The sequence below is a fragment of the Paenarthrobacter sp. NPDC056912 genome (genome assembly GCF_042786555.1).
Taxonomy (GTDB): Bacteria; Actinomycetota; Actinomycetes; order Actinomycetales; family Micrococcaceae; genus Arthrobacter.
Genome location: NZ_JBHUCD010000003.1, coordinates 61,442 through 87,965 on the forward strand (window position 1 = coordinate 61,442; position 26,524 = coordinate 87,965).

Sequence of the window (26,524 nt, forward strand, 5' to 3'; positions counted from 1 at the left end):
TATCAGGGGAGGAAACCCAAGGTCCTCCGCGCCTCGTCAATGTCGGGCCCAGCCCATCGAGCGGAATGCTCGGCGTTCGTGGCCAACGATCGCAGTTCGGCCCGGTCCAGGTACAAGGTTCCGTGAAGGTGATCGGTTTCGTGCTGCACAATGCGGGCCTGCCATCCCGAGAACCACTCTTCTACGGGTGCTCCAGCCGGAGTGGTGTACCGGAGCTCGACATTCCGCTGCCGGGTCACCACGGCCTGATAGCCGCTGACCGAGAGGCATCCCTCATAGAAACCGGCCGTTTCCGTCCCTAAAGGACGGTAGCGCGGATTAATGATGGCGAAGAATTCGAGTGGCTCCCTGTGCCGGGCCGCCGCCGACGCCGGATCAACCTCATACTTGTCCTCCAGGACAGCCAACTGCAGGGGTATACCCAGCTGGGGAGCAGCCAGCCCCACGCCCGGCGCGTCATGCATTACCTGGCGCATCCGATCAATAAAGGCAGCCAACTCGAGATCGTCCAGTTGGCCGTCGTAGGGCGCAGCCAGCTGGCGCAGTACTGGGTGGCCGGCCTGCACAATGGACGGCAATTCTTCCTGATCGAGAAGTCGGCGGACAGCATCCCGGATCTGGAGGGGATTGAAATCCGTGGCACGGCTCGCGGCCCCGGAATGAGGGTGAAGGGTCATGTCTTGAGCCTAGCGCCACAAGCGTTCCTGCCCCTGGGCTAGGCTCGACGGATGAGCGATTCCACCCCTTTGGATTGTGTACTTGGGTTCGTCCGAACCGTTGAGGCCGGAGGCGGAGCGGCCGAGCTTCGCCCTTACCTGGCAGAGGACTTCAAACTCACAGAGTGGCCACATGCTTTATCCAAGTCGGGTTCCACACGGAACCTGGCTGAAACCCTGGCCGGCGCCGACCAAAGCAAGGACATCGTTGCCGATCAACGCTTTGAGGTTGTCCGCACCACCACCGAGGGCAACCGTGTGGTGCTCGAGATGAACTGGTCGGCCACGCTGCTGCTCGACCTTCCACATTGGGATCGTGGCGACACCATCCGCGCCCGGAGCACAGCGGTCTTCGAGCTGAGGGAGGGACGCATCGTCAGCCAGGACACATACGACTGCTATTACACAGCGCCCGGGTAACTACCGCATCGTAAAACGCCGCTCCACCAAGGCAGCGACCCCGGGAACCAGCAATGTACGGGCAAACAGCGAATTCCTGGCCGAGAGAACCAGAGGCTGCAGCGGCCTGCCCAAGGCCATGTTCAAGCCCGCCTGCCGTGACGCCCTGGATGCTGCCAGGCGACGGGATTTCTCGAACTCCTGAAGTTGTCTCCCCACATGGTTTCCGTCCAGGAAAGCTCCGATGATCGGCGCCAGGGCTTGTGCGTCCAGCCACCCGAGATTCATGCCCTGTCCGCCAATCGGACTGATCTCGTGGGCAGCATCACCAAGAAGAATCACCCTGCCATGCACCATTCGCTTTACCAACCGGGCCTGGACGTCGAAGGCACTCAGCATCGTGTTGGTCCCCGGATTCAGGACCTCACCGGTCCTGGCCCCAACCAAGGCAGCCAACCGGGCCGCCGTCGAACCCCGGTCCGGCTCTCCGAGCCTCACTACCCAACGACGGACACCACCGGGGAGAGGAAACGACTCCACAATCCCCTCGGTCTCCAGATACAGCACAGCGTCATTGCCATGTCCGGTGCCATCCGCAAAGTCGCCCATCAGATAGCTGTCCGGATAGGCGCGTGACGTGACGTCGGGATCAAGGCCTTGCCTGACCCTTGAGTGGGCACCGTCGGCCGCCACCGCCAAACGGGCCGTGAACTCGAGGCCCCCGGACGGCCCCGTGGCCAAAACGCGGACGGATCCACCGTCGTCGTCGATTTCCTGAACCTCGGCTCCACGGACGATCGCCCCGGCATCGAAGGTCCGTACCGTCTCTTCAAGAATCCTCTCAGTCACTGTCTGCGGTACTGCCAGGATGAACGGATGGGCGGGGTCACCCGTGAACGGGAGTTCCGCGACCTTTTGCCCTTTGCTGTAGGCAACGCCACGCCGGATCCGGACACCCTCCGAGATCAGCCGCGCGGCCACACCGGCGTCCTCCAGTGCCGCCAAAGCGGGAGGGTGGATCCCGATGGCCCGTGAACGCATACTTCTTGCAGTCCGGCGCTCCAGGATACGGACGGAGCAGCCGCGTTGCAGCAACAATGCTCCCATGAACAGTCCCACTGGACCGGCGCCAACAATGACAACGTCAGGCACCGTCACCCCGGTGGTGCAAAGACGTAGCGGGCTCATGATCATGGACCAGGAGGTGGTGCCAGGGGCCATTCCTTTCCACACGCCAAGGCCATGGCACAGCGGCTTCCAGTTCTGTTCGGGTGTAACTGCGCTTGATGGACACCAGGCCGTCACCGCAAATATATGAACCCAAGCCCAGGGGCCAGAAGCCGGCAAGGAACAAAACGTAGGAGGCGTTGCTGCGCTTCAGATCGTTGTGGAGGGCAACTCCCCGGCAGAGCAACTCCGAATCGCGCAGGACGCCGTTCAGTTGGGCGGGTTCCAAGTGGTGAACAATGTGGTTGGACATCACGACGTCGTAGCTGAGTCCCTCCGAAACCAGCTCCGAACTGTGCGCCCGGCGGTAGGTAACCCCATCGATCGCTGGTGCCCGGGCGGCGAAGGCGTAGGCTCTCTCGTCCGGGTCGATCGCCGTCACCGCGAGGAAGAAGCCGTCCGCCCGCGCCCAACGCGCCAAACTCCTGGCCACATCCCCGCTCCCGCAGCCGATATCCAGCAAGCTTGCCGTGCCCGTTTCAGCCAGCAGAGGCCGGATCCGCACCCGGTAGGTCCGGCGCCACCCCGACAGAAGCCTGTTCACTACTGGAAAGCGGGCATAGGTCTTGTTGAGTCGTTGCAAGTCACAATCAGGCCGGTCCATGTCTTCAACGCTCAGCAGGTCCCTGTTCCTAAGCGGTCCCCACGGACTCACAGGTCCGGTGACACCAGCGTAAAGAGTCCTGTTTCCACGGTCAGCCCCGGGCCGAACGCCATGGAGCAGATCCGCTCCTCAGGTTCACTTGCAGCTTGGCCCAGCATGTACTTGAGGACAAAGAGCACTGTTGCGCTGCTCATATTGCCGTATTCGCGGAGCGTTTCCCGTGCCGGAACCAACTGTTCCTGCGTCAGTTCCAGCTTGGACTCGACTTTGTCCAGGATGCTGCGGCCGCCCGGATGGATGGCCCAATGCCTGATATCCCGGTAGGGGAGTCCGGCCAGTTCCGGCTCTTTGGCGAGCAGGGGTTCAAGGGCCCCGGTGATGTGTTCCTCAATAATGTGGGGCACATACGAACCCAACACCATTTCGAAACCCTCGTCGCCGATATTCCAGGCCATGGCTTCTTCGCCCACAGGTGTCAGCACAGTTTCGAAATGGTCCAGCCTGATGATGGGCTCCGGCCCGTGCGGTTCACGGGCGGTCACCACGGCGGCAGCAGCGCCATCGCCGAAAATGGCAGAACCCATGATCGTGTCTGGATCGTTGGAGGTTCTGACATGCAGAGAGCAGAGTTCCACACAGATCACCAGGACCACGGCCTCGGGATCGGCCAGGCAGAACTGTTTGGCAGCTTTGAGGGCCGGAAAAGCTGCGTAGCACCCCATGAACCCCAGGTGATAGCGCTGGACGGCCGGGTTGAGTCCGAGGGCCCTGACCACCTTGTAGTCGGGGCCAGGATTGAAGAATCCTGTGCAGGAGACGGTGATGACATGCGTGATGTCGTCCAAATGGATACCGGACGCCGAAGCGACCGCGGCCTTTCCCGCTTCGACAAAGAGCTTGGTGGCTTCGGTGGCGAATATCTCGTTCCGCACCTTGGTGCTGGGGCTAAGGACCCTGTTCGTTTCCAGGTCGAAGAATTGGGGATTCTCTGGATGGGCGTCAAGACTGAGCTCCGCCACGGCCGTATAGCGGGTGTCTATGGCGGCTGAGTCAAAACAGGTAGTGACCAGCCGCGTTCCCAGCCGAGTGAGGCCAGGTTGGGAGGCAAAAACTTCACGAGCCTGCTGCTGGACGAGGATGGTTGGCGGAACTGCGGTTTCAAGGGACCTCATGTATACCGGCATGCTTCATTCTTAGTGAGTAAAGCCGGGAAGACAATGGCAGAATCGATCGTACTGACCGAGGTTGGTCAATGAGAACCAGGCGACGCCGACGGGGGACTGTTGGGCAGCGCCGCCTAACAGATGGAGAAATCATGACTATTGCCGCGAACACGGACACGCAGTCTCCGGCCTCCCACGTTGCGGACACGCACGATCTGATCCGGGTTCAAGGAGCGCGCGAGAACAACTTGAAGGACATCAGCATCGAGATCCCGAAGCGCAGGCTGACGGTCTTCACTGGCGTTTCAGGCTCAGGCAAGAGCTCGCTGGTCTTCGGAACCATCGCCGCAGAGTCGCAGCGGATGATCAATGAGACCTACAGTGCGTTTGTGCAAGGCTTCATGCCGTCCCTGGCCCGTCCTGACGTGGACATGCTTGAAGGACTTACCACTGCGATCATTGTGGACCAGGAGCGAATGGGCTCGAACCCGCGCTCCACTGTTGGAACGGCTACCGACGCCAACGCAATGCTTCGCATCCTCTTCAGCCGGCTTGGACAACCTCACATCGGGTCACCCAACGCGTACTCCTTCAACGTTCCTACCGTGAAGGCCAGCGGGGCCATCACCGTGGAACGCGGCGAGGGCAAAACCAAGACTGAGAAAGCGACGTTCAACCGGCTGGGCGGCATGTGCTCGCGCTGTGAGGGCATGGGATCCGTCAACGACTTCGACCTCACAGCCCTTTACGACGACACCAAGTCACTGGCCGAGGGCGCCCTGACTATCCCCGGCTACACGATGGACGGCTGGTATGGCCGCATCTTCAGCGGTTCCGGCTTCTTCAATATGGACAAGCCGATCGCCAAGTTCACCAAGAAGGAACTACACGATCTGCTCTACCGGGAACCGACCAAGATCAAGGTGGAGGGCATCAATCTCACCTACGAAGGCGTCATCCCCAAGATCCAGAAATCGATGCTCAGCAAGGACGTGGATTCCCTCCAGCCCCACATCCGGGCGTTCGTGGAGCGTGCCATCACCTTCACCACTTGTCCGGAGTGCGAGGGCACCAGGCTCAGCCCTGAGGCCCGGTCATCCAAGATCGACGGCAAGAGCATTGCCGACGTTTGCACCATGCAAATCAGCGATCTCGCTGCCTGGATCCGCACCCTTGAGGAGCCATCCGTGGCTCCCTTGCTCAAGGGACTGCAGCACCTGCTTGACTCCTTCGCGGAGATCGGCCTGGGCTATCTCTCCCTCGACCGTCCGGCCGGGACTTTGTCCGGGGGAGAGGCCCAACGTACCAAGATGATCCGCCACCTCGGTTCGTCGCTGACGGATGTGACGTACGTGTTCGATGAGCCCACCATTGGCTTGCATCCACACGACATCGAACGCATGAACCAGCTTCTGCTCCAACTGCGCGACAAAGGCAACACTGTTCTTGTCGTGGAGCACAAACCCGAGACGATCGCGATTGCCGATCACGTTGTTGACCTTGGCCCCGGCGCCGGAACCGGCGGAGGCACTGTTTGCTTCGAAGGCGATTTGGAATCGCTGCGGGGGAGCGACACCATCACGGGGCGCCACTTGGACGATCGTGCCAGCATCAAGGAAAGCGTGCGATCCGCCTCCGGCCAACTTGAGGTCCGCGGCGCGTCAACCAACAACCTGAAGGACGTCGACGTCGACATTCCGCTGGGCGTCCTATGCGTCCTTACCGGTGTGGCGGGATCGGGAAAGAGCTCGCTGATCCACGGCTCAGTGGCGAGCAGAGACGGTGTGGTGGTGATCGACCAGGGCGCCATCCGTGGCTCCCGAAGGAGCAACCCAGCCACCTACACAGGACTGTTGGAGCCGATCCGGAAAGCATTCGCCAAGTCCAACGGAGTCAAGCCGGCACTGTTCAGCTCCAACTCCGAGGGCGCCTGCCCCACGTGCAATGGCGCCGGAGTTATCTACACGGACCTGGGCGTCATGGCCACTGTGGAGTCCACTTGCGAAGAATGCGACGGCAAGCGCTTTCAGGCGTCCGTTCTGGAGTACAGGCTCGGCGGACGCAATATTGCAGAAGTGCTTGCAATGTCCGTCAACGACGCCGTGGTCTTCTTTGACGAAGGCGAGGCACGCACACCTGCAGCCCACAAGATCCTGGACCGACTGGCCGATGTTGGACTGGGCTACCTGACGCTGGGACAGCCGTTGACCACATTGTCCGGCGGCGAACGCCAGCGGCTCAAACTCGCTACCCAGATGTCCGACAAAGGTGACACCTACATCCTCGATGAGCCAACCACCGGCCTGCACCTGGCCGATGTCCAGAACCTTCTTGGAATGCTGGACCGCCTGGTCGAATCAGGCAAGTCGGTCATAGTGATCGAACACCACCAGGCCGTCATGGCTCACGCCGACTGGATTATCGACCTCGGGCCTGGTGCCGGGCACGACGGCGGCAAGATTGTCTTCTCGGGAACGCCAGCAGACCTCGTGGCTGACCGCTCGACGCTTACGGGAAAGCATTTGTCGGCCTACGTAGGCGCCTGAGCTGGCGCCCTGGCCTCAGCGGGGGATTTTGTTGCGGTTTCGCAGCCCGGGCCAAGGCCTACTCGGGCCAGGTCATGGAGCAACTGGTGATACCCGGAGAGGGCGAGGGGTGGCACTTGATGGAGGGAAGCAATGGTCGCGTGTCGGCGGTCCACGCGGTAGAGGGCGAGTATGGCCCTGTCCTCCTGTGCGTCGTCCAAAGGTCGGTACGTATCGATCGGACCGCTAGCGGTCAGCGCCTCTGCGTAAAGGTTGAGGCGCTCGACCGGCGTCAGGTTCCCGGCTCTGTGCCAAGCGTGGACGACGTCCGTGCTATTTATCATGACCATCGACTCCTTGCTTGACTTCCTGATTGGTTCGGGAGCACCCCTTACCTCGGTCACTTGAGTCTAGACCTTTAATGTTAAATGTCAACGAACATTGAGGGTTAAAGGTTTGGCAACGCGTGCATTGCGTGGGCTCGAGGCGGCGGGCGGCAGCACCGACATGCGCACAATTGGCAAGCGGCAGTCGGCTGAAGTTGCCGCGACGGACGGACTTCGGCCTGGGTTGGCTCTCCGTCGTCGATGGCCTTTCGCGGTTGGTCGATGTCATCAACTGCAGGGTCGAGGAGACGCCACTCAGGGTCACGGACGGCGGCAACATACTGGGCGTAGGCGGCGGCTGAGCCTCTGGCGTGGCGTAGCGGCAGATCACGTCAAGGTATTGGGGTCGCTGACGCGTTCCAGGGCTTGGGTGGCCCAGTTGTCGTAGCGCGTCAGGAATGCATTTCGTTGGGCCGTAGTCGTCGACGTGCAGGTTCGGGCCGAAATCTTCCAGGTCCAGCATGGTCATTTCGCGGCGGCGAAGCCCGGAGGCATAGCAGACCGAAAACGTCGGATTCGTTGATGCACGGGAGTTCTCGCAGCTCCTTCTACTCCCGTTAGTTTAACGCCGATAATCTACATTATGTAAAGTAGTTCTCTGCGTATCTCATCAGATGAATCCATTCGCCGGTCCCCTGATCCTGCCGAAACGGCCGAACGAGCAACAAACCACCTACGCGCCCTGCTTTGCGTGGCGCCCGAAATACCGCCCTCGATGAGCTCCTCACGATCACACCGCCACCGCTGGTCGCCGACGCTCTGGGTTACAGTCACCAAGTAGCATTCATCCACGTCGACAACGCCGGCGACGCATGGACCGCTACATCAGCCGGCGGACGAACCACACTCCGGAAAAGCTGAGAGACAACAAGCGAAAGGACCGGAATGGGAAAGCGTAAACCCGCCGCTTGGGGCATAGTCGTGCGCCTGGACACGGGACAGACGTTCTATTACTACCTGCATCCCAACCGGCCCGGCGACGAATGGACCCCCAGAGAAAACCAGGCACTACGGTTCAATTCCGAAGAAGAAGCCCAGTCCCGGTGCCGCACCTTCGTGACAAACAGGAAAGCAAAGGAATACTACGTCGTGCCGCTGCCCCTGCTGAGGGTCTAGGCCTTTGGCACCACGGCTCTCGCCGTTAATCGAGTTGTGGACGACCACGATTTCTGGTTGCCATGGGATCCAGCCGTGTCCTAGCGCTGGGGCAGCTCATATCCTCGGCGGCTAAGTTCTTCCCGCACCGGAACGAAAGCGAACTGAGGCTTGGCAGAAAGCAGCGGAACCAGATCGACCACAGACGGGGTACTGTCCATAAAATCTGCGACCGGGTTGATGACAACGTCAGTGAGCTGTTTGAGGAACGCATCCTCGGGGATGCGACCACCCATTTCGGCGTCGAGCAGGATGGTTCCCGGAAGGTCTCGTGCAACCAAGCCATCAGGTCGAGCAAAATCAATCGGCGGGATTACGTCAGTTGTTTCGGCTCGAAGGCTCAGGAGGCAGAAGTTTTCTGAACGGAACTCCCCACTAGGGACCGATGGGTCCCAACCAAGGTTCAGATAGTAGTCTCCGCTCCCCCACGGGGACTTCTGAAGGTTAACCACCTGATACTCGCCGGCTGATGTCGTTCGGAACCAGTTCCGGCCCCGTTTCCGGAACCCGCGCAACTTGAAAGCGCCAGCGAAGGCCGACTCGACCAATTTCGTTCTATCCACACGGGATATTCTCCAGCATGGAGGCGTCCGCATTGACGAATGTTTCGACGCAGTCGTGCCCTCTGCGAAACTCGTCCTATGACGCATACAAACGATCTCCGCGTGCTTGCCATCCGGGAAGCCCTATACGAGGAAATTGTGGGCGCCGACCTGTTGATTGCAACAGCTCTCAACGCTGTGTTGGATGGCGTAGATTCGCCATCGCTGCCGCTCCTAGCCGGTCTTACGCGACGGGAAGAGGGCGACGCGCATGATCTATTCAACGCAGTCGTAAACGAGTTGAACATTGCGCCGCCGACGCCCGCGAAGACGACGCCCAAACGCTGGAACTTGGTCAGATGGCTCTGCCAGGCGCTGGTAGACGGGGAACTAAAGCCCGACTATGCGGGTCGCCTCATCTGGTGGGAGGGGTGGGACAAACTCGCATATCCCGAATCACTCAGACCACTTGTCGGCCAAGTGAGCGAGTGGGACGATTGGACACCATCTTGGACCATTGACCGACACCAAATCGCTCAGCTGATTGTCGAAGAAGCAAAGAAGCTCCTCAACGGGCCCTGGCCGCCGAAGTAGCCGAACGGTTCATCTCACAACGAGGAATACGTCCACATCCAATCCGCAGGGACGCCACTAAGCGTTGAGAGGGGCTCTCCCTGTAGAGCTAAGCACGCACTCTCAATGGCATCCGTTTCATTCCAGAGTGAACCTCGCGAAGACCGGTCCAGCTGCCCTGCCACGCACTGCATCGCGCACGAACTTGCCAAAGTTGCTGGTGAAGTCGACGCATTTATCCGAAGTGGCATGCGTTACATGCTTTTGCAGATATGCCTGACGCAGGCCTTCCTTCGCCCTGATCCGCAACGAAGATACTCAGTTTGGGCTCAGGGCTAGATACCGGGCCGCTGCGGCAGGTTTCATCCCCTCAACCTCAATACACCAGAGAACCACCTGCCAACGCTCCGGCAGGGACCGAAAGGCCCGCAACAAGCCGGTCGCCTCGAAAGCCTTCAGGTACAAATCCCACTCCAGGACAAGCCGGCCCGCTCCCCCGGCCTGCTGGCTGCATGGCTTCGCCGCGTTGAGGACATGACCTTGTTGGAACGGCAGCTTGGCGAACGCCTGCCCTACGCCGAGATCATGGACCGTTCAATAGTCCTTCGCACGCCCAAACACATGGGCAAGCGTCTCGCCTCTGACGGCACGAGAATAGTGTCAACACAGAATGCCCCGTCCCAGTGGCCGGGGCGGGGCATTCCTTAGTAAGGTTCCGGAATTCTATTGCTCCTGCTGTTCACCGGCGATGTTCACGAGCCATGCGATGCCGAACCTATCCACGCACATTCCAAAGACGTCGCCCCACGGCGCGCTTTCGAGGGGCATCGTAACCGTGCCGCCGTCGACGAGTTTGTCCCAGTAACCACGCAGCTCGGCTTCATCGGCTGAATCGCCGCTCAGGGAAACAGATATGTTGTCACCCGGGTTGAAGTCCATCCCAGCGGGTGTGTCGGCGGCCATCAGCGTCAGGCCGCCAGGCGTATTCAATTGGGAGTGCATGACTTTGTCAGCCTCCGCAGGGTCCTGGCTCGCCTGGTAGTCGCCGAAAGTACTGATCGTCAGTTCTCCACCGAAGACGGACTCGTAGAAGTTGATCGCATCCCGCGCATTGTCGCGGAACGAAATGTATGGGTTGAGGCGGGTTGTCATTAGTCGGTTCTCCTCATTGTTGTGATCGGTGCGCTCGTCACCGTGCGGTCATGCTAGCAGCGCCCCAAGGCGGCTGTCCCCCAAAACTTTCAGTCGCCGTCGTACGCCCTCTGTAGAACGTTGATGTCCAGCTTCCGCATCTTCAGCATCGCTTCCATGGCCCTTTGGGATCCTGCCGGGTCAGCGCCGTTCAGTAGATCCACGAATCCTCTCGGGATGATCTGCCACGACACGCCGAACTTGTCCTTCAACCAACCGCATTGGCTCTCCACTCCCCCGTCAAGGAGCGCATCCCAGTAGCGGTCAACCTCCTCCTGCGAATCGCAGTTGACTACAAGCGACACGGCTTCGGTGAAGTTGCGCGCCGGTCCTCCATTCAAAGCCATGAACTGACGGCCTTCAATCTGAAAATCCGCCGTCATGACCTTTCCATCGGGTCCAGCCATCGACGGCCCCAGGGAAGAATCGTCAAAGACGGATGTGTAGAACTCTGCCGCCTCAGCGGCCTGGTCCTCGAACCATAAACACGTAGAAATCTTCTGCACTCTGCCGCCCTCCAAGATTGGGGAACAAATCGTCCCCCACCGAGGCTAGGCCCGTGAGTTCAGCCACACAACCCTAATCCCCCGGCGGCCTGGTGCGACTGACAAGCCCAACGGTATTCCCCTCGCTGTCTTCGATGAATGCCATCCATTCTTCGGATTCGGCCGGGCCCAGGAGGTCGTCAGTGTGCGCAAAGATCATGTGCGGATCGGCCAGTATCCTGACGCCGCGTTCCCGAAGGGTTGCCACAGTGCCATGGAGGTCTGCGACCTCAAAGTAGAGCAAAGATGTCGGCGCTCCCCTATCCAACAGCAAACGCACCGCACCGACATCAAAGAACAAGAGCCCCGGCGGATCGAACAGCGCCTTCGGATCAGCGCCTAGCAGCGATGTGTAAAAAGCTGCTGCCCTTTCAAGGTCCTCAGCATGTTGTGCCACTTGGATCAAATGCATATCGCCCTCCATGTACCTGCTGACTGGTCCCGTCCGATGCCTGCAATCGTGGCTCCCCGGGTCGCTCCACGCAAGGGCGGACTTCGCGCTCGGATACCTCCGCCGATATTGTCGGAAACATGTCATCACCAAAGTGGTCCCTAGCCTTGGCAGTTGTTGCCGATCTTGTCCTGATACTTCTCTTCGCTGCCATCGGGCGGGATGCACACGCCCGCGGGGACATCATCTCGGGCGTCTTCACGACAGCGTGGCCGTTCCTCGCAGGCGCCGCCGTTGGCTGGGTGGCCCTTCGAGTCTGGCGCGCGCCCCTGAACCTCTGGCCGGCGGGCGTGTCCGTATGGATTTGTGCCGTGCTTGTTGGGATGCTCCTGAGGGCCGTTACGGGCCAAACAGTGGTGCTGCCGTTTGTCGTGGTGGCACTGATCAGCCTCGGCGTCTTCCTCCTTGGATACCGGGCATTGACGGCCCTGGTTCGTCGCATTATGGACAAGCGACAACACCCGGCGTGATCGGTTGAGCGCCGTCACAAATGCACTAGGCTGGAACGGTCCGCAACGCCGCATTTCCGGAAAGGTCCCACGTGATCACCGCTTTCGTCCTGATAAAGACAGACGCCTCACGAATCCCGGAAACCGCCGAGCAAATTTCGGCCATACAGGGCATCAGCGAGGTCTACTCGGTCACTGGCGAGTGGGACCTCATTGCGGTGGCACGGGTCGCAAAGCACGAGGAACTGGCTGACGTCATTGCGGACCGCCTGTCCAAAGTCGCGTCAGTGGTCCACACGACCACGCATATCGCTTTCCGCGCCTATTCCCAGCACGACCTGGACGCGGCCTTCGCCTTGGGTTTCGAACAATAGCCGTGACAATGGCCACCTGAAGGACCATTTACAACTATGACCCGCGGGGCATCCTGCGGGTCATAGTTGTTTGCTTCATGAACTAAGGCCCGGAGTCGAGCGTCAGCTTTGGCTAAGTGAAGTCCACTTCGCGAGAACTTCTGCGGCCCGCCCCGAATCGATGGATTCGGCGGCGCGTCCGAATGCTGCGCGCATGCGTTCCACGAGGCTTCCCTCTGCGTTGAGGTCTATCGCGACCAAACCGGCCGCAGCGTTCAGGAGCACAGCATCACGGATCGGACCGGATTTCCCGTCAAGAACCTCGCGGACAACGGCGGCGTTGGCGGCGGCATCGCCACCCCTAAGATCTGCGACCGTGGAAGGCCTGACCCCAAGCTCCATGGGAGAAAAGACCTGCTCAACGACTGTCCCTCCCCTGATTTCCCACACCGTGGACGGTCCGGTGGGCGTCAGCTCATCCAGACCGTCATCGCCACGGAATACCAAGCCGCGACTCCCTCTTCTTGCCAGCACTCCGGCCACGAGCGGTGCCATGCGGGCATTGGCAACACCCACGGCTGACGCTTGCACATGGGCGGGGTTCGTCATTGGACCCAGGAAGTTGAAGGCTGTGGGTACAGCCAACTCGCGTCGCGGGACGGCGGTGTGACGGAACGAAGGGTGGAAGACCTGGGCAAAGCAGAAGGTTATTCCCGCCTCTTCGGCGTTCCTGGCAACGCTCTCGATGGAGAGGTCCAGGCGGACGCCCAGTGCTTCGAGAACGTCGGCGGAACCTGATGCGGAGGACGCCGCCCTGTTCCCGTGTTTGACCACCTTGGCACCCGCCCCGGCAGCAACAAGGGCCGCCATCGTGGAGATGTTCACGGTGTTAAGGCGATCGCCTCCGGTACCTACGATGTCCAGCTTCTCACCGGAAATCTCGATTGGATTGGCATTCTGGACCATGGCCTCAACGAGCCCCGCCAATTCCTCAACGGTTTCCCCCTTCGACCGAAGCGCCACCAGGAAGCCTGCAATCTGGGCCGGGGTCGCTTCCCCGGCCATGATCGTGTTCATGGCCCACTCTGTGTTGCCCACCGCAAGGTCGTCGCCGTTGATCAGTGCTGAGATAAGCCCTGGCCAGGTGTTGCTGGCTGCAGGTGCCGATGCCGGAGAAGTCACACCCTGATGCTATCGAGGGAGCCACGCCCATGACCAATGTGAACCGCGTCGGGAACTTTTCCGCGCGATTTCGCGTCTTTGTAGAAAAAGTCTCCCGAATCGGTGGTTTGCATTGGGAAGTCTGGACTTTTACAGACATAATGTCCTTGTGACATCTGCGACCCATGCCCCCAGTACCCCGGCGCACCCGACGCTGAACCGCCCCAACCTGGTTTCTGTTGGAACCGTTGTTTGGCTGTCCAGTGAGTTGATGTTCTTCGCCGGCCTCTTTGCCATGTACTTCACCCTGCGCTCCACATCCGGATTGATGTGGGCCGAGGAGACGGCCAAGCTCAACTTCCCGTTTGCGCTCGTCAACACCATTGTCCTTGTGGCGAGTTCCTTTACTTGCCAGATGGGCGTCTTCGCCGCCGAGCGGCTTGAACCGCGCCGCACTGGCGGCGTGCTGCAGTTCACGCGCTGGGGCATGACCGAATGGTTTGTTCTCACCTTCATCATGGGTGCCTTCTTCGTAGCCGGCCAGACCACGGAATACGCCATGCTCGTTTCAGAGCACGTGTCCCTGTCGTCCAACGCCTACGGCTCCGCCTTCTACATGACCACGGGCTTCCACGGCTTGCACGTCATCGGCGGCCTGATCGCGTTCCTGTTCATCATCGGCCGCGCCTTTGCGGCCAAGAAGTTCGGGCACTTCGAAGCGACGTCGGCGATCGTCACCTCGTACTACTGGCACTTTGTTGACGTTGTGTGGATCGGCCTCTTCCTGGTCATCTACGTCCTCAAGTAAGCCCGGCTTTGACTCTTTTTCTACAAGAGGCAGAATTTCAAGAAGCGGCTCCAGGAGCCGACGCAGGATCGAATAAAGGAACCACCACGTGAAGGCACTATCGCAGAAGCGACGTCACCCACTGGCAGCCATTGCGCTGTTGCTGATGGGCCTCCTCCTCACTGGTGGGCTCTACGCCGTCGCCACATCTGTCAACCAGGCCAAGGCCGACACCACAAGCTTCAGCGCAAGTGACGTAGAAGAAGGCGGCAAGCTCTTTGCCGCCAACTGCGCCACTTGCCACGGCATGGGTGCAAGCGGAACCCAGGACGGCCCCTCGCTGGTCGGCGTGGGCGCTGCAGCTGTTGACTTCCAGGTTGGCACCGGACGTATGCCCATGCAGATGAGTGGCCCGCAGGCCCAGAAGAAGCCCGTTCAGTTCAACGAGCAGCAGACCACGCAGCTCTCTGCTTACGTTGCATCGCTTGGCGCCGGACCGGCCATTCCCGAAGAAAACCTCCTCGACGGGAAGGGAGATGCAGCCAATGGTGGCGAACTCTTCCGCGTCAACTGCGCGATGTGCCACAACGCCGCAGCAGCTGGTGGAGCACTGACCCGCGGCAAGTTCGCTCCCGGGTTGTCTGATGTCACCAGCAAGCACATCTACGAGGCCATGGCCACGGGCCCGCAGAACATGCCCGTGTTCAACGACTCCAATGTCTCCCCCGAAGGTAAGCGCGACATCATCACCTTCCTGAAGACCATCGAAGCCAACGGTTCACCGGGCGGCGCCGATCTCGGCTCTCTCGGCCCCGTATCCGAAGGCCTCTTTGTTTGGGTAGCAGGTCTCGGCGTCATCATCGCCTTCACGATCTGGCTGACTTCCCGAACGTCCTAGCCAGGACGCGACAAAAACTTCTGCTGCACGTTCAGCAGTTTGGAACTGAAAATTAACTCGGCTCAGGCCGGGACAACGAGAGAAGGATGAGGCGAATTATGGGCAACCATAGTGACGGCAGTCCGAACCACTCGGGCACCGTAGCTACGGCTGGTCAGAATGAGGTGGAGAAGTTCCAGGATCCTGGGCTTCCTCCGCATCGTTTGCGCCTGGCTGACACGGACCCGGTAGCCGCAAAGCGCGCCGAGCGTCAGGTAGCCATTCTGTTTGGCACCTCCGTCATCGGTACGCTGATCTTCCTGGTGGCGTACTTCGCCATCGATTTGGGCGACGATTCCACGATTGCGACCATCCGTACGCAGAACCTCCTCCTGGGGCTCGGCACGGCATTCGCGATGCTTGGAATCGGCACCGGCATCGTGCACTGGGCCAAGGCCCTCATGCCCGATCACGAAGTGTCAGAAGAGCGCCACGCTATCCGTACCGAAGAAGATCGCCTGGCAGCGGTCCGGATCGTTGACGACATCGTCGACGAGACCGGAATCAAGCGCCGCCCGCTGATCCGGAACACCCTCCTTGGTGCCGTCGCACTTGCACCGCTCCCGGCACTCGCCATCTTCGGCGACCTCGGACCGCGCCCGGACGACGCCCTGGCGCACACCATGTGGGCACCTGAAGGCGGCAAGCTCAAGCGCTTGACCCGCGACCCCGACGGCACCCCCATCAAGGCTTCGGATGTGACCATCGGCTCCGCCTTCCACGTCATCCCCGAGGGCCTCAACGAACTCCACGAAGGCAAGCTGAACGAAAAGGCCAAGGCAGTCGTTCTCCTGATGCGCCTGGACCCCAACTCGTTGAACCCTTCCGAGGGACGCGAAAGCTGGAGCTACAACGGCATCGTTGCTTACTCGAAGATCTGCACGCACGTCGGTTGCCCTGTTGCCCTCTACGAGCAGCAGACCCACCACCTTCTGTGCCCGTGCCACCAGTCCACATTCGACCTGACGCGGGAATGCAAGGTCATCTTTGGGCCGGCCAGCCGTCCGCTCCCCCAGCTGCCCATCGCAGTTGACGCAGAGGGCTACCTCGTCGCTACCAGCGACTTCAGAGAACCTGTAGGACCGAGTTACTGGGAGCGTGACGAGCATGAGCGCCTCATCAACAGCTGAAGCCCCCTTCGTAGCGAAGACCAACGTTGGACGTTTCACTAACTTTGTGGACGAGCGTGTAGGCGGCTCCGGCATCCTGCGCGAATTCGGTCGCAAGGTTTTCCCCGACCACTGGTCATTCATGTTTGGCGAGGTGGCGCTGTACTCCTTCGTCATCCTGCTGATGTCAGGTACCTTCCTGACGTTCTTCTTTGACCCATCCATGGCTGAGACCCACTACCAGGGTTCGTACACGCCCTTGTACAACGTCGAAATGTCCGTCGCTTACAGCTCTTCGTTGAACATCTCGTTCGACGTCCGCGGCGGCCTCTTCATGCGTCAGGTTCACCACTGGGCAGCTCTGCTGTTCGTTGCCTCGCTCGGTGTCCACATGCTGCGTGTCTTCTTCACGGGTGCTTTCCGCAAGCCCCGCGAAATGAACTGGGTTGTGGGTGGCGTTCTGCTCATCCTTGCCATGGCTGCAGGCTTCACCGGCTACTCCCTCCCCGATGACCTCCTCTCCGGCAACGGCCTGCGAATCATCGACGGCGTGATCAAGTCCATCCCGGTCATTGGTACGTATATCTCGTTCTTCCTCTTCGGCGGAGAATTCCCGGGTACGGCAATCATTGGCCGCCTGTATGTCCTCCACATCCTGCTGGTACCGGCTCTTATCCTGCTGATGATCGTCATCCACCTCTTCATGGTGGTCGTCCACAAGCACACCCAGTACCCCGGCCCGGGCCGCAACGATGGCAACGTCGTCGGCTACCCGCTCGGCCCGGTCTACGCTGCAAAGGCCGGTGGATTCTTCTTCATCGTGTTCGGTGTGCTGGCCCTCATGGCCGCTGCGTTCACCATCAACCCGATCTGGAACTACGGACCGTACGACCCCTCGCCGGTGTCGGCCGGCACCCAGCCTGACTGGTACATCGGATTCGTCGATGGCGCCCTTCGTCTCATGCCGGGTGTCATCAACGATTTCCACTTCGAGTGGGTCATCTTCGGACGAACGTTGACCTTGAACGTGTTGCTGCCGGCCCTGGTTCCAGCTGGAATCATCTTCACCGTGCTCTTCACCTACCCGTGGATCGAACGGTGGGTCACCAAGGACAACCGTGAACACCACGTTCTTGACCGTCCCCGCAATGCTCCTACCCGTACGGCGATCGGCGTGGCAGGCTTCACCTGGTACTGCGTCATGTGGGCCGCTGCAGGTTCCGACCTCATCGCGACGCACTTCCATGTGTCCCTGAACGACGTAACCTACTGGCTGAGGACCTTGTTCTTCATCGGCCCGGTTATCGCGTTCATCGTGACCAAGCGCATCGCACTTGCGCTTCAGCGCAAGGACCGCGAAATTGCACTCCACGGCCGCGAAACAGGCCGTATCGTACGACTCCCCCACGGTGAGTTCATCGAAGTCCACGCCCCGCTGGACGAGTACAAGCGCTACAAGCTCGTTGGATTCGAATCGCCTGCACCATTGCCGGCCGAGCCCAACGAACACGGTGTGGTTACCCGCAAGGAGAAGCGCCGCGCAGCTCTCTCCAAGTGGTTCTTCGAAGACCGGGTTGCACCTGCAACTCCGGCCGAGCTCGAAGCGGCCCACTCGCATGGCCACCACGACGCCATCGAAGCTGGAGAAGACCAGAAGAGCCTGAGCCACTAGTCTCAGCTCGTATCAAGAGGAAGGGCACGGTCCATACGGACCGTGCCCTTCCTCGTTTTGTTGTCCGGCAGTTTGTTGTCCGGTGACTGTTGCATCGCAGCTGACGCTACTGGGTACGGTACCCCGAAGAGTAGTTCCTCGTCGGACGAACGCCAGGGCGTTGCAAAGGTACCCACAGTTTGTAGCGATCCGCCCGATAGTACGAAACAGAGTAGTCGACCATTGCGCGGGCAACGAACGCATGGCGTTGGATCTTCAGCAAGGGAGAACCGACGTCGACGTTTAGTAGACGCGCGGTTGAGGGCGAGGCCGCAGTGGCCTCGATCATGTCCTCACCCCACTCCATCACCAAGCCGAAACGTTCGCTCAGGACGTTGTACAGCGACGTTGGTGGAGCCTCATCCAACAAACCCGGAACACGATGGGCAGGAATGAAATTCTCATCTACGCTCATGGGCTCGTTGTCAGCCAGCAGAAGGCGTCGGAACCTGACCAACGCCGTACCCTCATCCAGCTGAAGTTCACGTGCCAAAAATGCGCTGGCGGCGATCTGTTCAAAACTGAGCACTTTAGCGGCCGGGACCATGCCGCGACGCTGCATTTCCTCACTGTAGGACGTGAGCTTGACCTGGAGATCCAGTTTTGGCTTCTTCACGAACGTTCCGAGACCGACAACCCGTTCAATGACTTCCTCACCTACGAGGGCATCAATCGCCTGGCGAACAGTCATCCGGGCAAGGCTGAAGCGTTCCGAGAGATCTCGCTCTGAAGGAAGGGCAGATCCTGGCGGACAGGATTGCGTGATGAACGCCCGTAAGATCTCCCGAAGTTGGACGTAGATAGGGGTACTACTGGTGCGATCGATCTCACCCGCGATGCTCGCAGCGTTAGCCACGGCACACGCCGCCCATGAATTTACTCATATAGCAAGGGTAGTTCAATCGCACTTCAGGTCTAGACCACCAACATGCTAAGTACGGGACTACCCCATCTGGACGCTACGCTTGTATGGAGAATTTTCCAGGACGGGTGATCCGTCATAGCAAAGGAGCTGGCTTTGCCGGAGCAGAAATCCTTCGTGGCAGCCAACATCGGGCTGCACGCTCGGGCCGCCGCAGTATTCGTCCGTGCCGTTACTGCTACAGGGTTACCCGTCACGATCAGGAAGCAGAACGGCCCTGCGGTGGATGCCCGCTCCCTGCTGGAAGTTATGACAGAGGACTTCGGCCATGGATGCGAGGTTTTCCTTGAGGTGGCGCCAGACGCCCTGGCGGAAGGCCAAACCGTGTCCAGCGCCTCGAATGCACTGAAAGCTCTTTCGACCGTCCTAGAGGGCACTGACGCCCACTGACGGCAGTTCCTGAGTCACGAACGGACTCAACCTCGATCCACGTAATCTGCCCATGCGGATACGACAATGGGCCCCACCAAAAGGTGGGGCCCATCGTTGTGTCGCTACTTAGTGCTAGTGGGCGTGATCGCCACGGCTGTACTCGAACACCCAACCGACCAGTGCCACAAGGGCAAGGCCACCGGCGATGTAAGTCACCCAGAAGCCAATGGCCAGGCCGAGGAATCCGCCAGCGCACGCAAGGCCGAGGACCAGCGGCCACCAGCTCCAAGGGCTGAAGTGCCCCTGCTCGCCGGCGCCCTCGTGGACTTCGGCGTCGGGACGGTCCTCAGGACGCAGCCCAATACGCTTGCCGGTGAAACCAAGGTAGGCACCGATCATGCCTGCGAGGCCGCCTACCAAGAGAATGCCCAGAACACCGACCCACTCAGACCAATTGGTCAAGAAACCGTAGGCGATGGCGACGGGGACGAAGAAGAAGACTCCTGCTCCGAAAAGCCACGATTCAATTTTCACTTGCGGACGTCCTTCTGGTCAGCGTTGCCCAGCACAGCTGCTGCGGGCGACGGGGCCTCTGCGGTGTGGACCTGGGCCAACTCCGGGTGGTGGAGGTCCAAGGCCGGGCGCTCCGAACGAATGCGGGGCAGGGAAGTGAAGTTGTGCCGCGGCGGCGGGCAAGACGTTGCCCATTCAAGCGATGCGCCGAAGCCCCAGGGATCGTCGACTTCAACCTTCTTGTCGCTGCGCCACGTGATGTAGACGTTCCAGAAGAACGGCAGCAGCGAGGCACCCAGGACGAAGGATGAAATCGTTGAGAACTGGTTCATCCAAGTGAAGTTGTCCTGCGGCATGTAGTCGGCGTACCGGCGAGGCATGCCTTCTACACCCAGCCAGTGCTGGATGAGGAATGTTCCGTGGAAACCGAGGAACAGCAACCAGAAGTGGATCTTGCCCAGGCGCTCATTGAGCATCTTGCCGGTCCACTTGGGCCACCAGAAGTAGAACCCTGCGAACATCGCGAACACAACAGTTCCGAAGACCACGTAGTGGAAGTGCGCAACCACGAAGTAGGAGTCCGAGACGTGGAAGTCCAGCGGCGGCGAGGCCAGGATGATGCCGGTGAGGCCGCCGAAGAGGAATGTCACCAGGAAGCCGATGCTCCATAGCATCGGTGTCTCAAAGGTGATGGAGCCCTGCCAGAGGGTACCGATCCAGTTGAAGAACTTCACGCCGGTGGGTACCGCGATCAACATGGTCATGAAGGCGAAGAACGGCAGCAGCACTGAACCCGTTACGTACATGTGGTGAGCCCACACAGTGACGGACAGGGCGGCGATGGCAATGGTTGCGTACACGAGACCCTTGTAGCCAAAGATCGGTTTGCGACTGAAGACCGGGAAGATCTCGGAAACGATGCCGAAGAACGGCAGCGCGATGATGTACACCTCGGGGTGGCCGAAGAACCAGAACAGGTGCTGCCAAAGGACTGCCCCACCGTTTTCCGGATCAAAGATGTGCGCACCGAAGCGGCGGTCTGCACCAAGTGCGAACAGGGCGGCCGCGAGAGGCGGGAACGCCATCAGAACCAGGATGGCCGTCACCAGGGTGTTCCAGGTGAAGATCGGCATGCGCCACATGGTCATGCCGGGAGCACGCATGCAGATGATGGTGGTGATGAAGTTGACAGCACCAAGGATGGTTCCGAAGCCTGAGAGGGCAAGGCCGAAGACCCAGAGGTCTCCACCGACACCCGGACTGAACGTCGTGTTGGACAGAGGCGCATAGGCAAACCAACCGAACGAAGCTGCGCCCTGCGGAGTAATGAAGCCGGACACTGCGATGGTGGAGCCGAAGAGGAAGAACCAGAAGGCCAGCGCGTTCAAACGCGGGAAGGCCACATCGGGAGCACCGATCTGCAGCGGCATGATCACATTGGCGAAACCAGCGAACAGCGGGGTTGCAAACATCAGAAGCATCACGGTGCCGTGCATCGTGAACATCTGGTTGTACTGCTCTTTGGTCTGCAGGATCTGCATGCCGGGCTCAAACAGTTCAGCACGGATCAGCAGCGCCATGACGCCGCCGAGGCAGAAGAACACGAACGATGCAATCAGGTACATGTACCCGATGGTCTTGTGGTCCGTGGAGGTGATCCAGTTGACGACGATGCGTCCCTTGGATTTAGGAACTACGGGAGCCTCTAGGACCCCGGCGGATTGAGTGTACGTAGCCACGTCGCTCCCCTTACTTGGTTTCGATCAGGTCCGGGTTGCGGTCGTATTCCGCACCGAGGAGGCCCGTGTTGCCTTCCTGGCGAAGCTTGTCCATGTGGGCCTGGAATTCAGACTCGGAGACAACCTTGACGCGGAAGAGCATTTCGGAGTGGTATTCACCGCAGAGTTCAGCGCACTTGCCATCGAAAGTGCCCTCCTTGGTGGGGGTGAACCTGATGTAGTTCGTCTTGCCCGGGATCATGTCGCGCTTCTGAAGGAAGGCGGGGACCCAGAACGAGTGGATGACGTCGCGTGAGTTGAGCTCCAGGTCCACGGACTTGCCAACGGGCAAGTACAACGTGGGGAGGAGGTCCTTGTTGACCTCGTTACCGGTCAGGTGGGCCTGAACGCCGGCCTCGTGGAGGTCTTCATTGATGACCTCGCCCTTTTTGTAGTTGAAGTCCCATGCCCACTGCTTGCCACGGACGTCCACTACGACGTCAGCAGGCTGTGAGCGGTCATCGATCGCGCGCTGGTCCTGGTCGGTGAAGTAGAAGAACACCAACACCATGAACAGCGGGATGGTCAAGTAGAAGACCTCAAGCGGCAAGTTGTAGCTGAGCTGCTTGGGGAACCCCGTGGTGCCCTTGCGGCGACGGTAGGCGATGATGCACCAGACCAGAAGGCCCCACGTGATAATACCGACTGCCAATGCGGCGATCCATGAGTTGACCCAGAGGTCCATGATCCGGTCAGTGTGGTTGGTCGTGCCGCGCTCAGTTGGCAGCCAACCCTTCTCTACCTCTGGTGAACATCCGGTCAAAACCAACGCGCCGGCGAGTGCCAAGCCAGTGATCGATGTGATCTTTATGCGTCGGCTGCCGGTACGGTTCTGCGAACTCACAGACGGCCCTTCCTCTTGTTGCTGTCTCCCGGCAAGCCAAAGGCCCACCGGGCACACTAAAAGTTTTACTACCCGATGTAGAGCTTACCGCTATGAAGCGGTTTTCGCGCACATGTCGGCGCCGTGGCTCCGAACGCGTTGGAACTCGTTCGGAGGGGCGCCGACATGGGGCGATGTCTCACATCAGTGGAACGAATCACCACAGGCGCAAGACCCGCCGGCATTCGGGTTGTCAATGGTGAAACCTTGCTTCGAGATGGTGTCTTCGAAGTCGATGCTGGCGCCGCTGAGGTAGGGCACGCTCATCTTGTCGACGACTACCTCAACGCCGTCGTAATCACGCACAGCGTCACCGTCGAGCATGCGCTCGTCAAAGTAGAGCTGGTAGATCAGGCCGGAGCAGCCGCCGGGCTGGACTGCAACGCGAAGCCGCAAGTCCGTGCGCCCTTCCTGCTCAAGGAGGCTGCGGACTTTGCCTGCAGCGACATCGGTCAGATTGACCTCGTGCGTGGGGAGTTCGTCGTTGGTGACGACCTGCGCTCCGGTGCTGTTTTCGTTGGTTGCAGTGCTCATTGGCCTACCTTCTTATGAAGCTCCTGGCGGCGGCGCCGGAACGCTGCCTGCCCTTACCCACTAACGTACGGGTTATAGCTATATGCTACGTCGCGCAGACGCTTAGCTATAACTCCTGACGTAACCACAGACAGCATTTGGTTGTTCCCGGCGCGCCGCGCGGATTCATGGCGTCCTAGGCCTGGCTCGCCAATCCCTCTGCGTTAAGCCGGGCAAGCATCAAGGCTTCCGCCAGCACCGCGTGCCGAAAGTCTCCGATGTGCAGCGACTCATTGGCACTGTGGGCCCGCGAGTCCGGGTCCTCGACGCCAGTCACCAGGATCTGGACATCCGGATACATTTCCAGGAGGTCGGCGATGAACGGGATGGAACCGCCAATTCCCATCTCCACAGGCTGGACTCCCCAGGACTCTGCCAAGGCCCAGAGCGCCACACGTGCGGCAGCCGAGGTGGTGTCCGTGGAAAAAGCGTTCCCGCTCTCCCCCGGAGTGAACGTGACCTTGGCGCCAAACGGCGCGTTGGATTCGACGTGCTCCTTGAGGGCATCCATTGCTGCTGCAGGATCCTGCCCAGGAGCCAATCGCATACTGAACTTCGCCCTCGCGGCAGGAATCAGAGTGTTTGACGCTACGTCCACGGCGGGTACATCCATGCCAATGATGGAAAGTGCCGGCTTGGTCCACAAACGTGAACCGATGGTTCCGTTGCCGGCCAGCTTCACGCCCTCAAGAACTGATGCATCCAAGCGGTAGTCGGCTTCGGCGAGGTCCACCGCCACTTCGTCACGGCCCACGAGGCCGGCAACAGCGACATTGCCGTCGTCATCATGAAGGGTCGCAATGAGCCGCGACAACAAGGTGGGGGCGTCCAGGACCGGACCGCCAAACATTCCGGAATGCACAGCGTGTTCAAGGACACGGACTTCGAAGGTGCCGTCCACGAGTCCACGGAGGCTGGTGGTGAGGGCGGGAACACCCACCTTCCAGTTACTGGAGTCAGCTACCACGATGACATCGGCCCGCAGCAATTCCTGGTGTTCCTCCAGGAAAGTGCGGAAAGTGGGCGAGCCGGCTTCTTCCTCGCCCTCGAAGAAAAAGGTGACACCTAGGCCGAAATCATCACCCAGCACCTTGGTCGTGGCTGCAAAGGCCGCCAAGTGGGCCATGATGCCTGCCTTGTCATCGGCAGCGCCGCGGCCAAACAACCTGCCGTCCCGTTCTTCAGCCTCAAACGGCGAGGAAGTCCACAGGGACCTGTCCCCCGGCGGCTGAACGTCATGATGCGCGTAGAGGAGGATGGTGGGTTTGCCCTCACGGGCAGCTCGACGTGCGACGACGGCAGGACCACCGGGGGTTCCGTCCTCTTTGTCGCAACGGAGGATCCGGACGTCGTCCATACCGACGGCTTTGACCAGAGTGGAAACTGCCTCGGCGCTCCGATCGAGCTCTTTCGGGTCGAAGCTGGGCCACGCAATCCCGGGGATGCCGACGAGGTCCTTGAGGCTGGCCAGTGTGGTCTCGAACGAATCGTTGACGGCCTGCGTCAGCGCGTCGACAGGGATGTCGCCGGAGTTCCTATGCTTGTTCTGCGGGATCTCCGCATGTGCTGAAGTCATGAGCCACACTTTACCGTCGGGCTTTCTTTCGCCGGGCAAGGCGCACCCTGGCGGCACCCCCTGGCCGACCGCTGGTCACGTAACCTGCGCCACCTGCCTGCGGGGTATTCTGTATGGGTGTTCGGACGCAAAAAGGAAGAGCCCAGCGCTCAATCAGTAGTAGACCAGGCCCACGCCGTCGCCCCTGAGCCGGGTGCCAGCAAGGGCGCCCCTACGCCTAAGCGGAAGGACCAGGAAGCGGCCCGCAAGCGCCCTCTGGTGCCTAATGACCGCAAGGCATCGAAAGAAGCTGAAAAGGTCGCGATCCAGGATCAGCGGCAGAAGATGCGGCAGGCATTGGATACCGGCGACGAAAAGTTCCTCCCGTTGCGGGACAAGGGACCTCAGAAGCGCTACACCCGAGACTACGTTGACGCACGATTCAGCCTGGGTGAGTACCTTATGTTCGGCGCTTTGCTGTTCGTAGTGATTTCACTCATCATTCCAACCACCAGCGCTGGTATCAGCTACGTACTCGTGGGCTTCTGGATCATGTTCCTCGCCGTGTTCGTTGATGTGTTCATCCTCTCGCGCAAGCTGCGGAAACGGCTCACCGAAAAGTTCGGCGAGGTGGAGCGCGGCTCCGTCTGGTACGGCTGCATGCGTGCCCTGCAGTTCCGGAAGCTCCGTCTCCCCAAGCCTCAGGTCAAGCGCGGCCAATACCCGGCCTAGTGCCGGACCAACCCTCAGCAATACGAAGACCCCGGACCAACTGGTCCGGGGTCTTCGCAGTTAAGTCGTTCTTTAGCGGTTGCTGTGTCGACGAGCCTTCACGAGGCCTTTGTTGATGTGGGAAGCCCAAAACGGACCCTCATAGAGGAATGCTGTGTAGCCCTGGACAAGCGTCGCCCCTGCGTCCAAGCGGTCTTGAACGTCCTGGGGTGTTTCGACGCCACCAACGGCAATAAGCACGAGCTGATCCCCTACGGCATCTTTGAGCCGCCGCAACACTTCCAAGGACCGCTGCTTCAAAGGCGCACCGGACAACCCGCCCGCTCCGATTGACTCGACCTTCGTTGCATCCGAGGAGAGCCCCTCGCGGGAAATGGTGGTGTTCGTTGCGATGATTCCATCAAGTTTGAGGTCCAGCGCCAGCAGCGCGACGTCGTCGATGTCTTCGTTGCCGAGGTCCGGAGCGATCTTTACCAGCAGCGGAACATGTCGACCAGCAGCCTCATCGGCCGCATCTCCCACGGAGCGCAGGAGCGGCCGCAGGGTTTCCACATTCTGGAGGAGCCGAAGCCCGGGCGTGTTCGGAGAACTGACATTGACCACCAGATAGTCCGCGGCCGGGGCGAGGCTGCGAGCACTCACCAGGTAATCCTCGATAGCGTCTTCGAGTTCCACCACCTTGGTCTTGCCGATGTTGACCCCGATAATCGGGCGCACATCCGGGTGCAGACGCTGCAAAGCAGCCCGTGCCGACGCAAGTCGGGGCGCTACCGCCGCGGCGCCGTCGTTGTTAAATCCCATGCGGTTGATGACTGCACGGTCTTCTACCAGTCGGAACAACCGGGGCTTATCATTGCCGGGCTGCGCTTGGCCGGTGATGGTCCCCACTTCGATGTGACCGAAACCCAGTTCCGCCAGCGCTTGGATGCCATGGCCTTCTTTGTCGAAGCCTGCCGCCAATCCGAAGGGTGACGGGAAGGTAAGCCCCAGTGCCTCGGTACGCAGTGACTTGTCCGGGGTAGTCATCCTGGCAAGGATCCGGCCGGCACCCGTGCGGTGGGCCGCCCGGATGGCCTGGAAGCCGATCTTGTGGGCTTTTTCGGCATCCATCCAGGAGAAGGCCAACTTGAAGAATGTGGGGTAAACGCGCATGGTCCTAGTTTTCCGGTTTATGGACGTCTCACCAAACCCGTGACCGCTGCGGCCGCTAGC

29 protein-coding genes and 1 pseudogene are annotated in these 26,524 nt (G+C 60.2%); 12 read left to right on the forward strand and 18 right to left on the reverse strand.

The window, feature by feature from the left end:
• Nucleotides 1–2: 2 nt before the first annotated feature.
• Nucleotides 3–677, reverse strand: coding sequence for a peptide deformylase (locus ACFRJ9_RS04300; RefSeq protein WP_377664798.1), 675 nt, complete (start codon nt 675–677; stop codon nt 3–5).
• 51 nt (nt 678–728) lie between these two features.
• On the opposite strand from ACFRJ9_RS04300, the gene ACFRJ9_RS04305 reads away from it, so the two are divergent.
• Entirely contained in the window at nt 729–1,136 is a 408-nt protein-coding gene (locus tag ACFRJ9_RS04305; RefSeq protein WP_377664800.1) for a nuclear transport factor 2 family protein, read from the forward strand.
• On the opposite strand, the gene ACFRJ9_RS04310 is transcribed toward ACFRJ9_RS04305, so the two are convergent.
• The 3 genes from ACFRJ9_RS04310 to ACFRJ9_RS04320 are packed head-to-tail and all read right to left on the reverse strand — an operon-like array spanning nt 1,137 to nt 4,130.
• On the reverse strand, nt 1,137–2,267 hold the full coding sequence (locus ACFRJ9_RS04310) for an FAD-dependent oxidoreductase (RefSeq protein ID WP_377665229.1): 1,131 nt from the start codon (nt 2,265–2,267) through the stop codon (nt 1,137–1,139).
• Nucleotides 2,260–2,946 carry a class I SAM-dependent methyltransferase gene (locus ACFRJ9_RS04315; protein ID WP_377664801.1) on the reverse strand — a complete coding sequence of 229 codons (687 nt, stop codon included), beginning with the start codon at nt 2,944–2,946 and terminating at the stop codon, nt 2,260–2,262. The genes ACFRJ9_RS04310 and ACFRJ9_RS04315 overlap by 8 nt, the downstream gene beginning before the upstream one ends.
• Before the next feature lie 47 nt (nt 2,947–2,993).
• Nucleotides 2,994–4,130 (reverse strand): type III polyketide synthase, encoded by a 1,137-nt coding sequence (locus tag ACFRJ9_RS04320; protein WP_377664803.1) that lies wholly within the window; start codon nt 4,128–4,130, stop codon nt 2,994–2,996.
• 131 nt (nt 4,131–4,261) lie between these two features.
• Between ACFRJ9_RS04320 and ACFRJ9_RS04325 the strand changes: the two genes are divergently transcribed.
• A complete protein-coding gene (locus tag ACFRJ9_RS04325) occupies nt 4,262–6,655 on the forward strand; it encodes an ATP-binding cassette domain-containing protein (RefSeq protein WP_377664805.1) in 2,394 nt (797 codons plus the stop codon).
• Here the strand turns inward: ACFRJ9_RS04325 and ACFRJ9_RS04330 are convergent.
• Nucleotides 6,640–6,978 carry a hypothetical protein gene (locus ACFRJ9_RS04330; protein WP_377664807.1) on the reverse strand — a complete coding sequence of 113 codons (339 nt, stop codon included), beginning with the start codon at nt 6,976–6,978 and terminating at the stop codon, nt 6,640–6,642. The genes ACFRJ9_RS04325 and ACFRJ9_RS04330 overlap by 16 nt on opposite strands.
• Before the next feature lie 927 nt (nt 6,979–7,905).
• On the opposite strand from ACFRJ9_RS04330, the gene ACFRJ9_RS04335 reads away from it, so the two are divergent.
• Complete coding sequence (locus ACFRJ9_RS04335; protein ID WP_193590569.1) at nt 7,906–8,136, forward strand: hypothetical protein; 231 nt, start codon at nt 7,906–7,908, stop codon at nt 8,134–8,136.
• A gap of 80 nt (nt 8,137–8,216) precedes the next feature.
• Here ACFRJ9_RS04335 and ACFRJ9_RS04340 read toward each other — a convergent pair whose 3' ends face one another.
• Together ACFRJ9_RS04340 and ACFRJ9_RS04345 are read right to left on the reverse strand one after the other, a co-directional pair.
• Nucleotides 8,217–8,456, reverse strand: coding sequence for a hypothetical protein (locus tag ACFRJ9_RS04340; protein ID WP_377665252.1), 240 nt, complete (start codon nt 8,454–8,456; stop codon nt 8,217–8,219).
• Nucleotides 8,457–8,582: 126 nt separating this feature from the next.
• Nucleotides 8,583–8,825, reverse strand: a pseudogene (locus ACFRJ9_RS04345) (DUF4304 domain-containing protein); the annotation flags it as partial.
• Here ACFRJ9_RS04345 and ACFRJ9_RS04350 point away from each other — a divergent pair.
• Nucleotides 8,817–9,311: a hypothetical protein gene (locus ACFRJ9_RS04350; protein ID WP_377664809.1), complete on the forward strand. Its 495-nt coding sequence runs from the start codon at nt 8,817–8,819 to the stop codon at nt 9,309–9,311. The pseudogene ACFRJ9_RS04345 and the gene ACFRJ9_RS04350 sit on opposite strands and share 9 nt — an antisense overlap.
• A gap of 702 nt (nt 9,312–10,013) precedes the next feature.
• Here ACFRJ9_RS04350 and ACFRJ9_RS04355 read toward each other — a convergent pair.
• The 3 genes from ACFRJ9_RS04355 to ACFRJ9_RS04365 all read right to left on the reverse strand — a co-directional run bounded on the left by ACFRJ9_RS04355 (nt 10,014) and on the right by ACFRJ9_RS04365 (nt 11,438).
• Nucleotides 10,014–10,442 (reverse strand): VOC family protein, encoded by a 429-nt coding sequence (locus tag ACFRJ9_RS04355; protein WP_377664811.1) that lies wholly within the window; start codon nt 10,440–10,442, stop codon nt 10,014–10,016.
• An 89-nt stretch (nt 10,443–10,531) separates the two neighbouring features.
• On the reverse strand, nt 10,532–10,987 hold the full coding sequence (locus ACFRJ9_RS04360) for a VOC family protein (RefSeq protein ID WP_377664813.1): 456 nt from the start codon (nt 10,985–10,987) through the stop codon (nt 10,532–10,534).
• Nucleotides 10,988–11,060: 73 nt separating this feature from the next.
• Complete coding sequence (locus ACFRJ9_RS04365) at nt 11,061–11,438, reverse strand: VOC family protein (RefSeq protein ID WP_377664815.1); 378 nt, start codon at nt 11,436–11,438, stop codon at nt 11,061–11,063.
• A 119-nt stretch (nt 11,439–11,557) separates the two neighbouring features.
• Here ACFRJ9_RS04365 and ACFRJ9_RS04370 point away from each other — a divergent pair, with 119 nt between their 5' ends.
• On the forward strand, nt 11,558–11,947 hold the full coding sequence (locus ACFRJ9_RS04370; protein ID WP_377664816.1) for a DUF3054 domain-containing protein: 390 nt from the start codon (nt 11,558–11,560) through the stop codon (nt 11,945–11,947).
• A gap of 71 nt (nt 11,948–12,018) precedes the next feature.
• Nucleotides 12,019–12,300, forward strand: a complete 282-nt coding sequence (locus ACFRJ9_RS04375; protein ID WP_377664818.1) for an Lrp/AsnC family transcriptional regulator — start codon at nt 12,019–12,021, stop codon at nt 12,298–12,300.
• Between the two features lie 102 nt (nt 12,301–12,402).
• On the opposite strand, the gene trpD is transcribed toward ACFRJ9_RS04375, so the two are convergent.
• Nucleotides 12,403–13,461, reverse strand: coding sequence for an anthranilate phosphoribosyltransferase (trpD, locus tag ACFRJ9_RS04380; protein WP_377664820.1), 1,059 nt, complete (start codon nt 13,459–13,461; stop codon nt 12,403–12,405).
• A gap of 148 nt (nt 13,462–13,609) precedes the next feature.
• On the opposite strand from trpD, the gene ACFRJ9_RS04385 reads away from it, so the two are divergent.
• The 4 genes from ACFRJ9_RS04385 to ACFRJ9_RS04400 all read left to right on the forward strand — a co-directional run bounded on the left by ACFRJ9_RS04385 (nt 13,610) and on the right by ACFRJ9_RS04400 (nt 17,945).
• Complete coding sequence (locus ACFRJ9_RS04385) at nt 13,610–14,248, forward strand: heme-copper oxidase subunit III (RefSeq protein WP_377664822.1); 639 nt, start codon at nt 13,610–13,612, stop codon at nt 14,246–14,248.
• A gap of 88 nt (nt 14,249–14,336) precedes the next feature.
• Nucleotides 14,337–15,125 carry a c-type cytochrome gene (locus ACFRJ9_RS04390; RefSeq protein WP_377664824.1) on the forward strand — a complete coding sequence of 263 codons (789 nt, stop codon included), beginning with the start codon at nt 14,337–14,339 and terminating at the stop codon, nt 15,123–15,125.
• A gap of 98 nt (nt 15,126–15,223) precedes the next feature.
• Complete coding sequence (locus tag ACFRJ9_RS04395; protein ID WP_377664826.1) at nt 15,224–16,294, forward strand: Rieske 2Fe-2S domain-containing protein; 1,071 nt, start codon at nt 15,224–15,226, stop codon at nt 16,292–16,294.
• Nucleotides 16,272–17,945 (forward strand): cytochrome bc complex cytochrome b subunit, encoded by a 1,674-nt coding sequence (locus ACFRJ9_RS04400; protein ID WP_377664828.1) that lies wholly within the window; start codon nt 16,272–16,274, stop codon nt 17,943–17,945. Before ACFRJ9_RS04395 ends, ACFRJ9_RS04400 begins: the two co-directional genes overlap by 23 nt.
• A gap of 106 nt (nt 17,946–18,051) precedes the next feature.
• Here the strand turns inward: ACFRJ9_RS04400 and ACFRJ9_RS04405 are convergent, their stop codons facing one another.
• The gene (locus tag ACFRJ9_RS04405; protein WP_377664830.1) at nt 18,052–18,840 is read right to left on the reverse strand and encodes a GntR family transcriptional regulator; all 789 of its coding nucleotides are present in this window, start codon (nt 18,838–18,840) and stop codon (nt 18,052–18,054) included.
• 162 nt (nt 18,841–19,002) lie between these two features.
• Here ACFRJ9_RS04405 and ACFRJ9_RS04410 point away from each other — a divergent pair, with 162 nt between their 5' ends.
• Entirely contained in the window at nt 19,003–19,296 is a 294-nt protein-coding gene (locus tag ACFRJ9_RS04410) for an HPr family phosphocarrier protein (protein ID WP_377664832.1), read from the forward strand.
• Nucleotides 19,297–19,410: 114 nt separating this feature from the next.
• On the opposite strand, the gene ACFRJ9_RS04415 is transcribed toward ACFRJ9_RS04410, so the two are convergent.
• The 5 genes from ACFRJ9_RS04415 to ACFRJ9_RS04435 all read right to left on the reverse strand — a co-directional run bounded on the left by ACFRJ9_RS04415 (nt 19,411) and on the right by ACFRJ9_RS04435 (nt 24,601).
• Nucleotides 19,411–19,812 (reverse strand): cytochrome c oxidase subunit 4, encoded by a 402-nt coding sequence (locus tag ACFRJ9_RS04415; RefSeq protein WP_377664834.1) that lies wholly within the window; start codon nt 19,810–19,812, stop codon nt 19,411–19,413.
• Nucleotides 19,809–21,530, reverse strand: a complete 1,722-nt coding sequence (gene ctaD / locus ACFRJ9_RS04420; RefSeq protein ID WP_377664836.1) for a cytochrome c oxidase subunit I — start codon at nt 21,528–21,530, stop codon at nt 19,809–19,811. Before ctaD ends, ACFRJ9_RS04415 begins: the two co-directional genes overlap by 4 nt.
• A gap of 10 nt (nt 21,531–21,540) precedes the next feature.
• Complete coding sequence (gene coxB, locus ACFRJ9_RS04425; RefSeq protein ID WP_377664839.1) at nt 21,541–22,413, reverse strand: cytochrome c oxidase subunit II; 873 nt, start codon at nt 22,411–22,413, stop codon at nt 21,541–21,543.
• A gap of 183 nt (nt 22,414–22,596) precedes the next feature.
• Complete coding sequence (locus tag ACFRJ9_RS04430) at nt 22,597–22,986, reverse strand: HesB/IscA family protein (RefSeq protein ID WP_377664841.1); 390 nt, start codon at nt 22,984–22,986, stop codon at nt 22,597–22,599.
• 175 nt (nt 22,987–23,161) lie between these two features.
• Entirely contained in the window at nt 23,162–24,601 is a 1,440-nt protein-coding gene (locus ACFRJ9_RS04435; protein WP_377664843.1) for a dipeptidase, read from the reverse strand.
• A 117-nt stretch (nt 24,602–24,718) separates the two neighbouring features.
• Here ACFRJ9_RS04435 and ACFRJ9_RS04440 point away from each other — a divergent pair, with 117 nt between their 5' ends.
• Nucleotides 24,719–25,312 (forward strand): DUF3043 domain-containing protein, encoded by a 594-nt coding sequence (locus ACFRJ9_RS04440; protein ID WP_377664845.1) that lies wholly within the window; start codon nt 24,719–24,721, stop codon nt 25,310–25,312.
• A 72-nt stretch (nt 25,313–25,384) separates the two neighbouring features.
• Here the strand turns inward: ACFRJ9_RS04440 and ACFRJ9_RS04445 are convergent, their stop codons facing one another.
• A complete protein-coding gene (locus ACFRJ9_RS04445) occupies nt 25,385–26,464 on the reverse strand; it encodes a quinone-dependent dihydroorotate dehydrogenase (protein WP_377664847.1) in 1,080 nt (359 codons plus the stop codon).
• Nucleotides 26,465–26,524 lie beyond the last annotated feature (60 nt).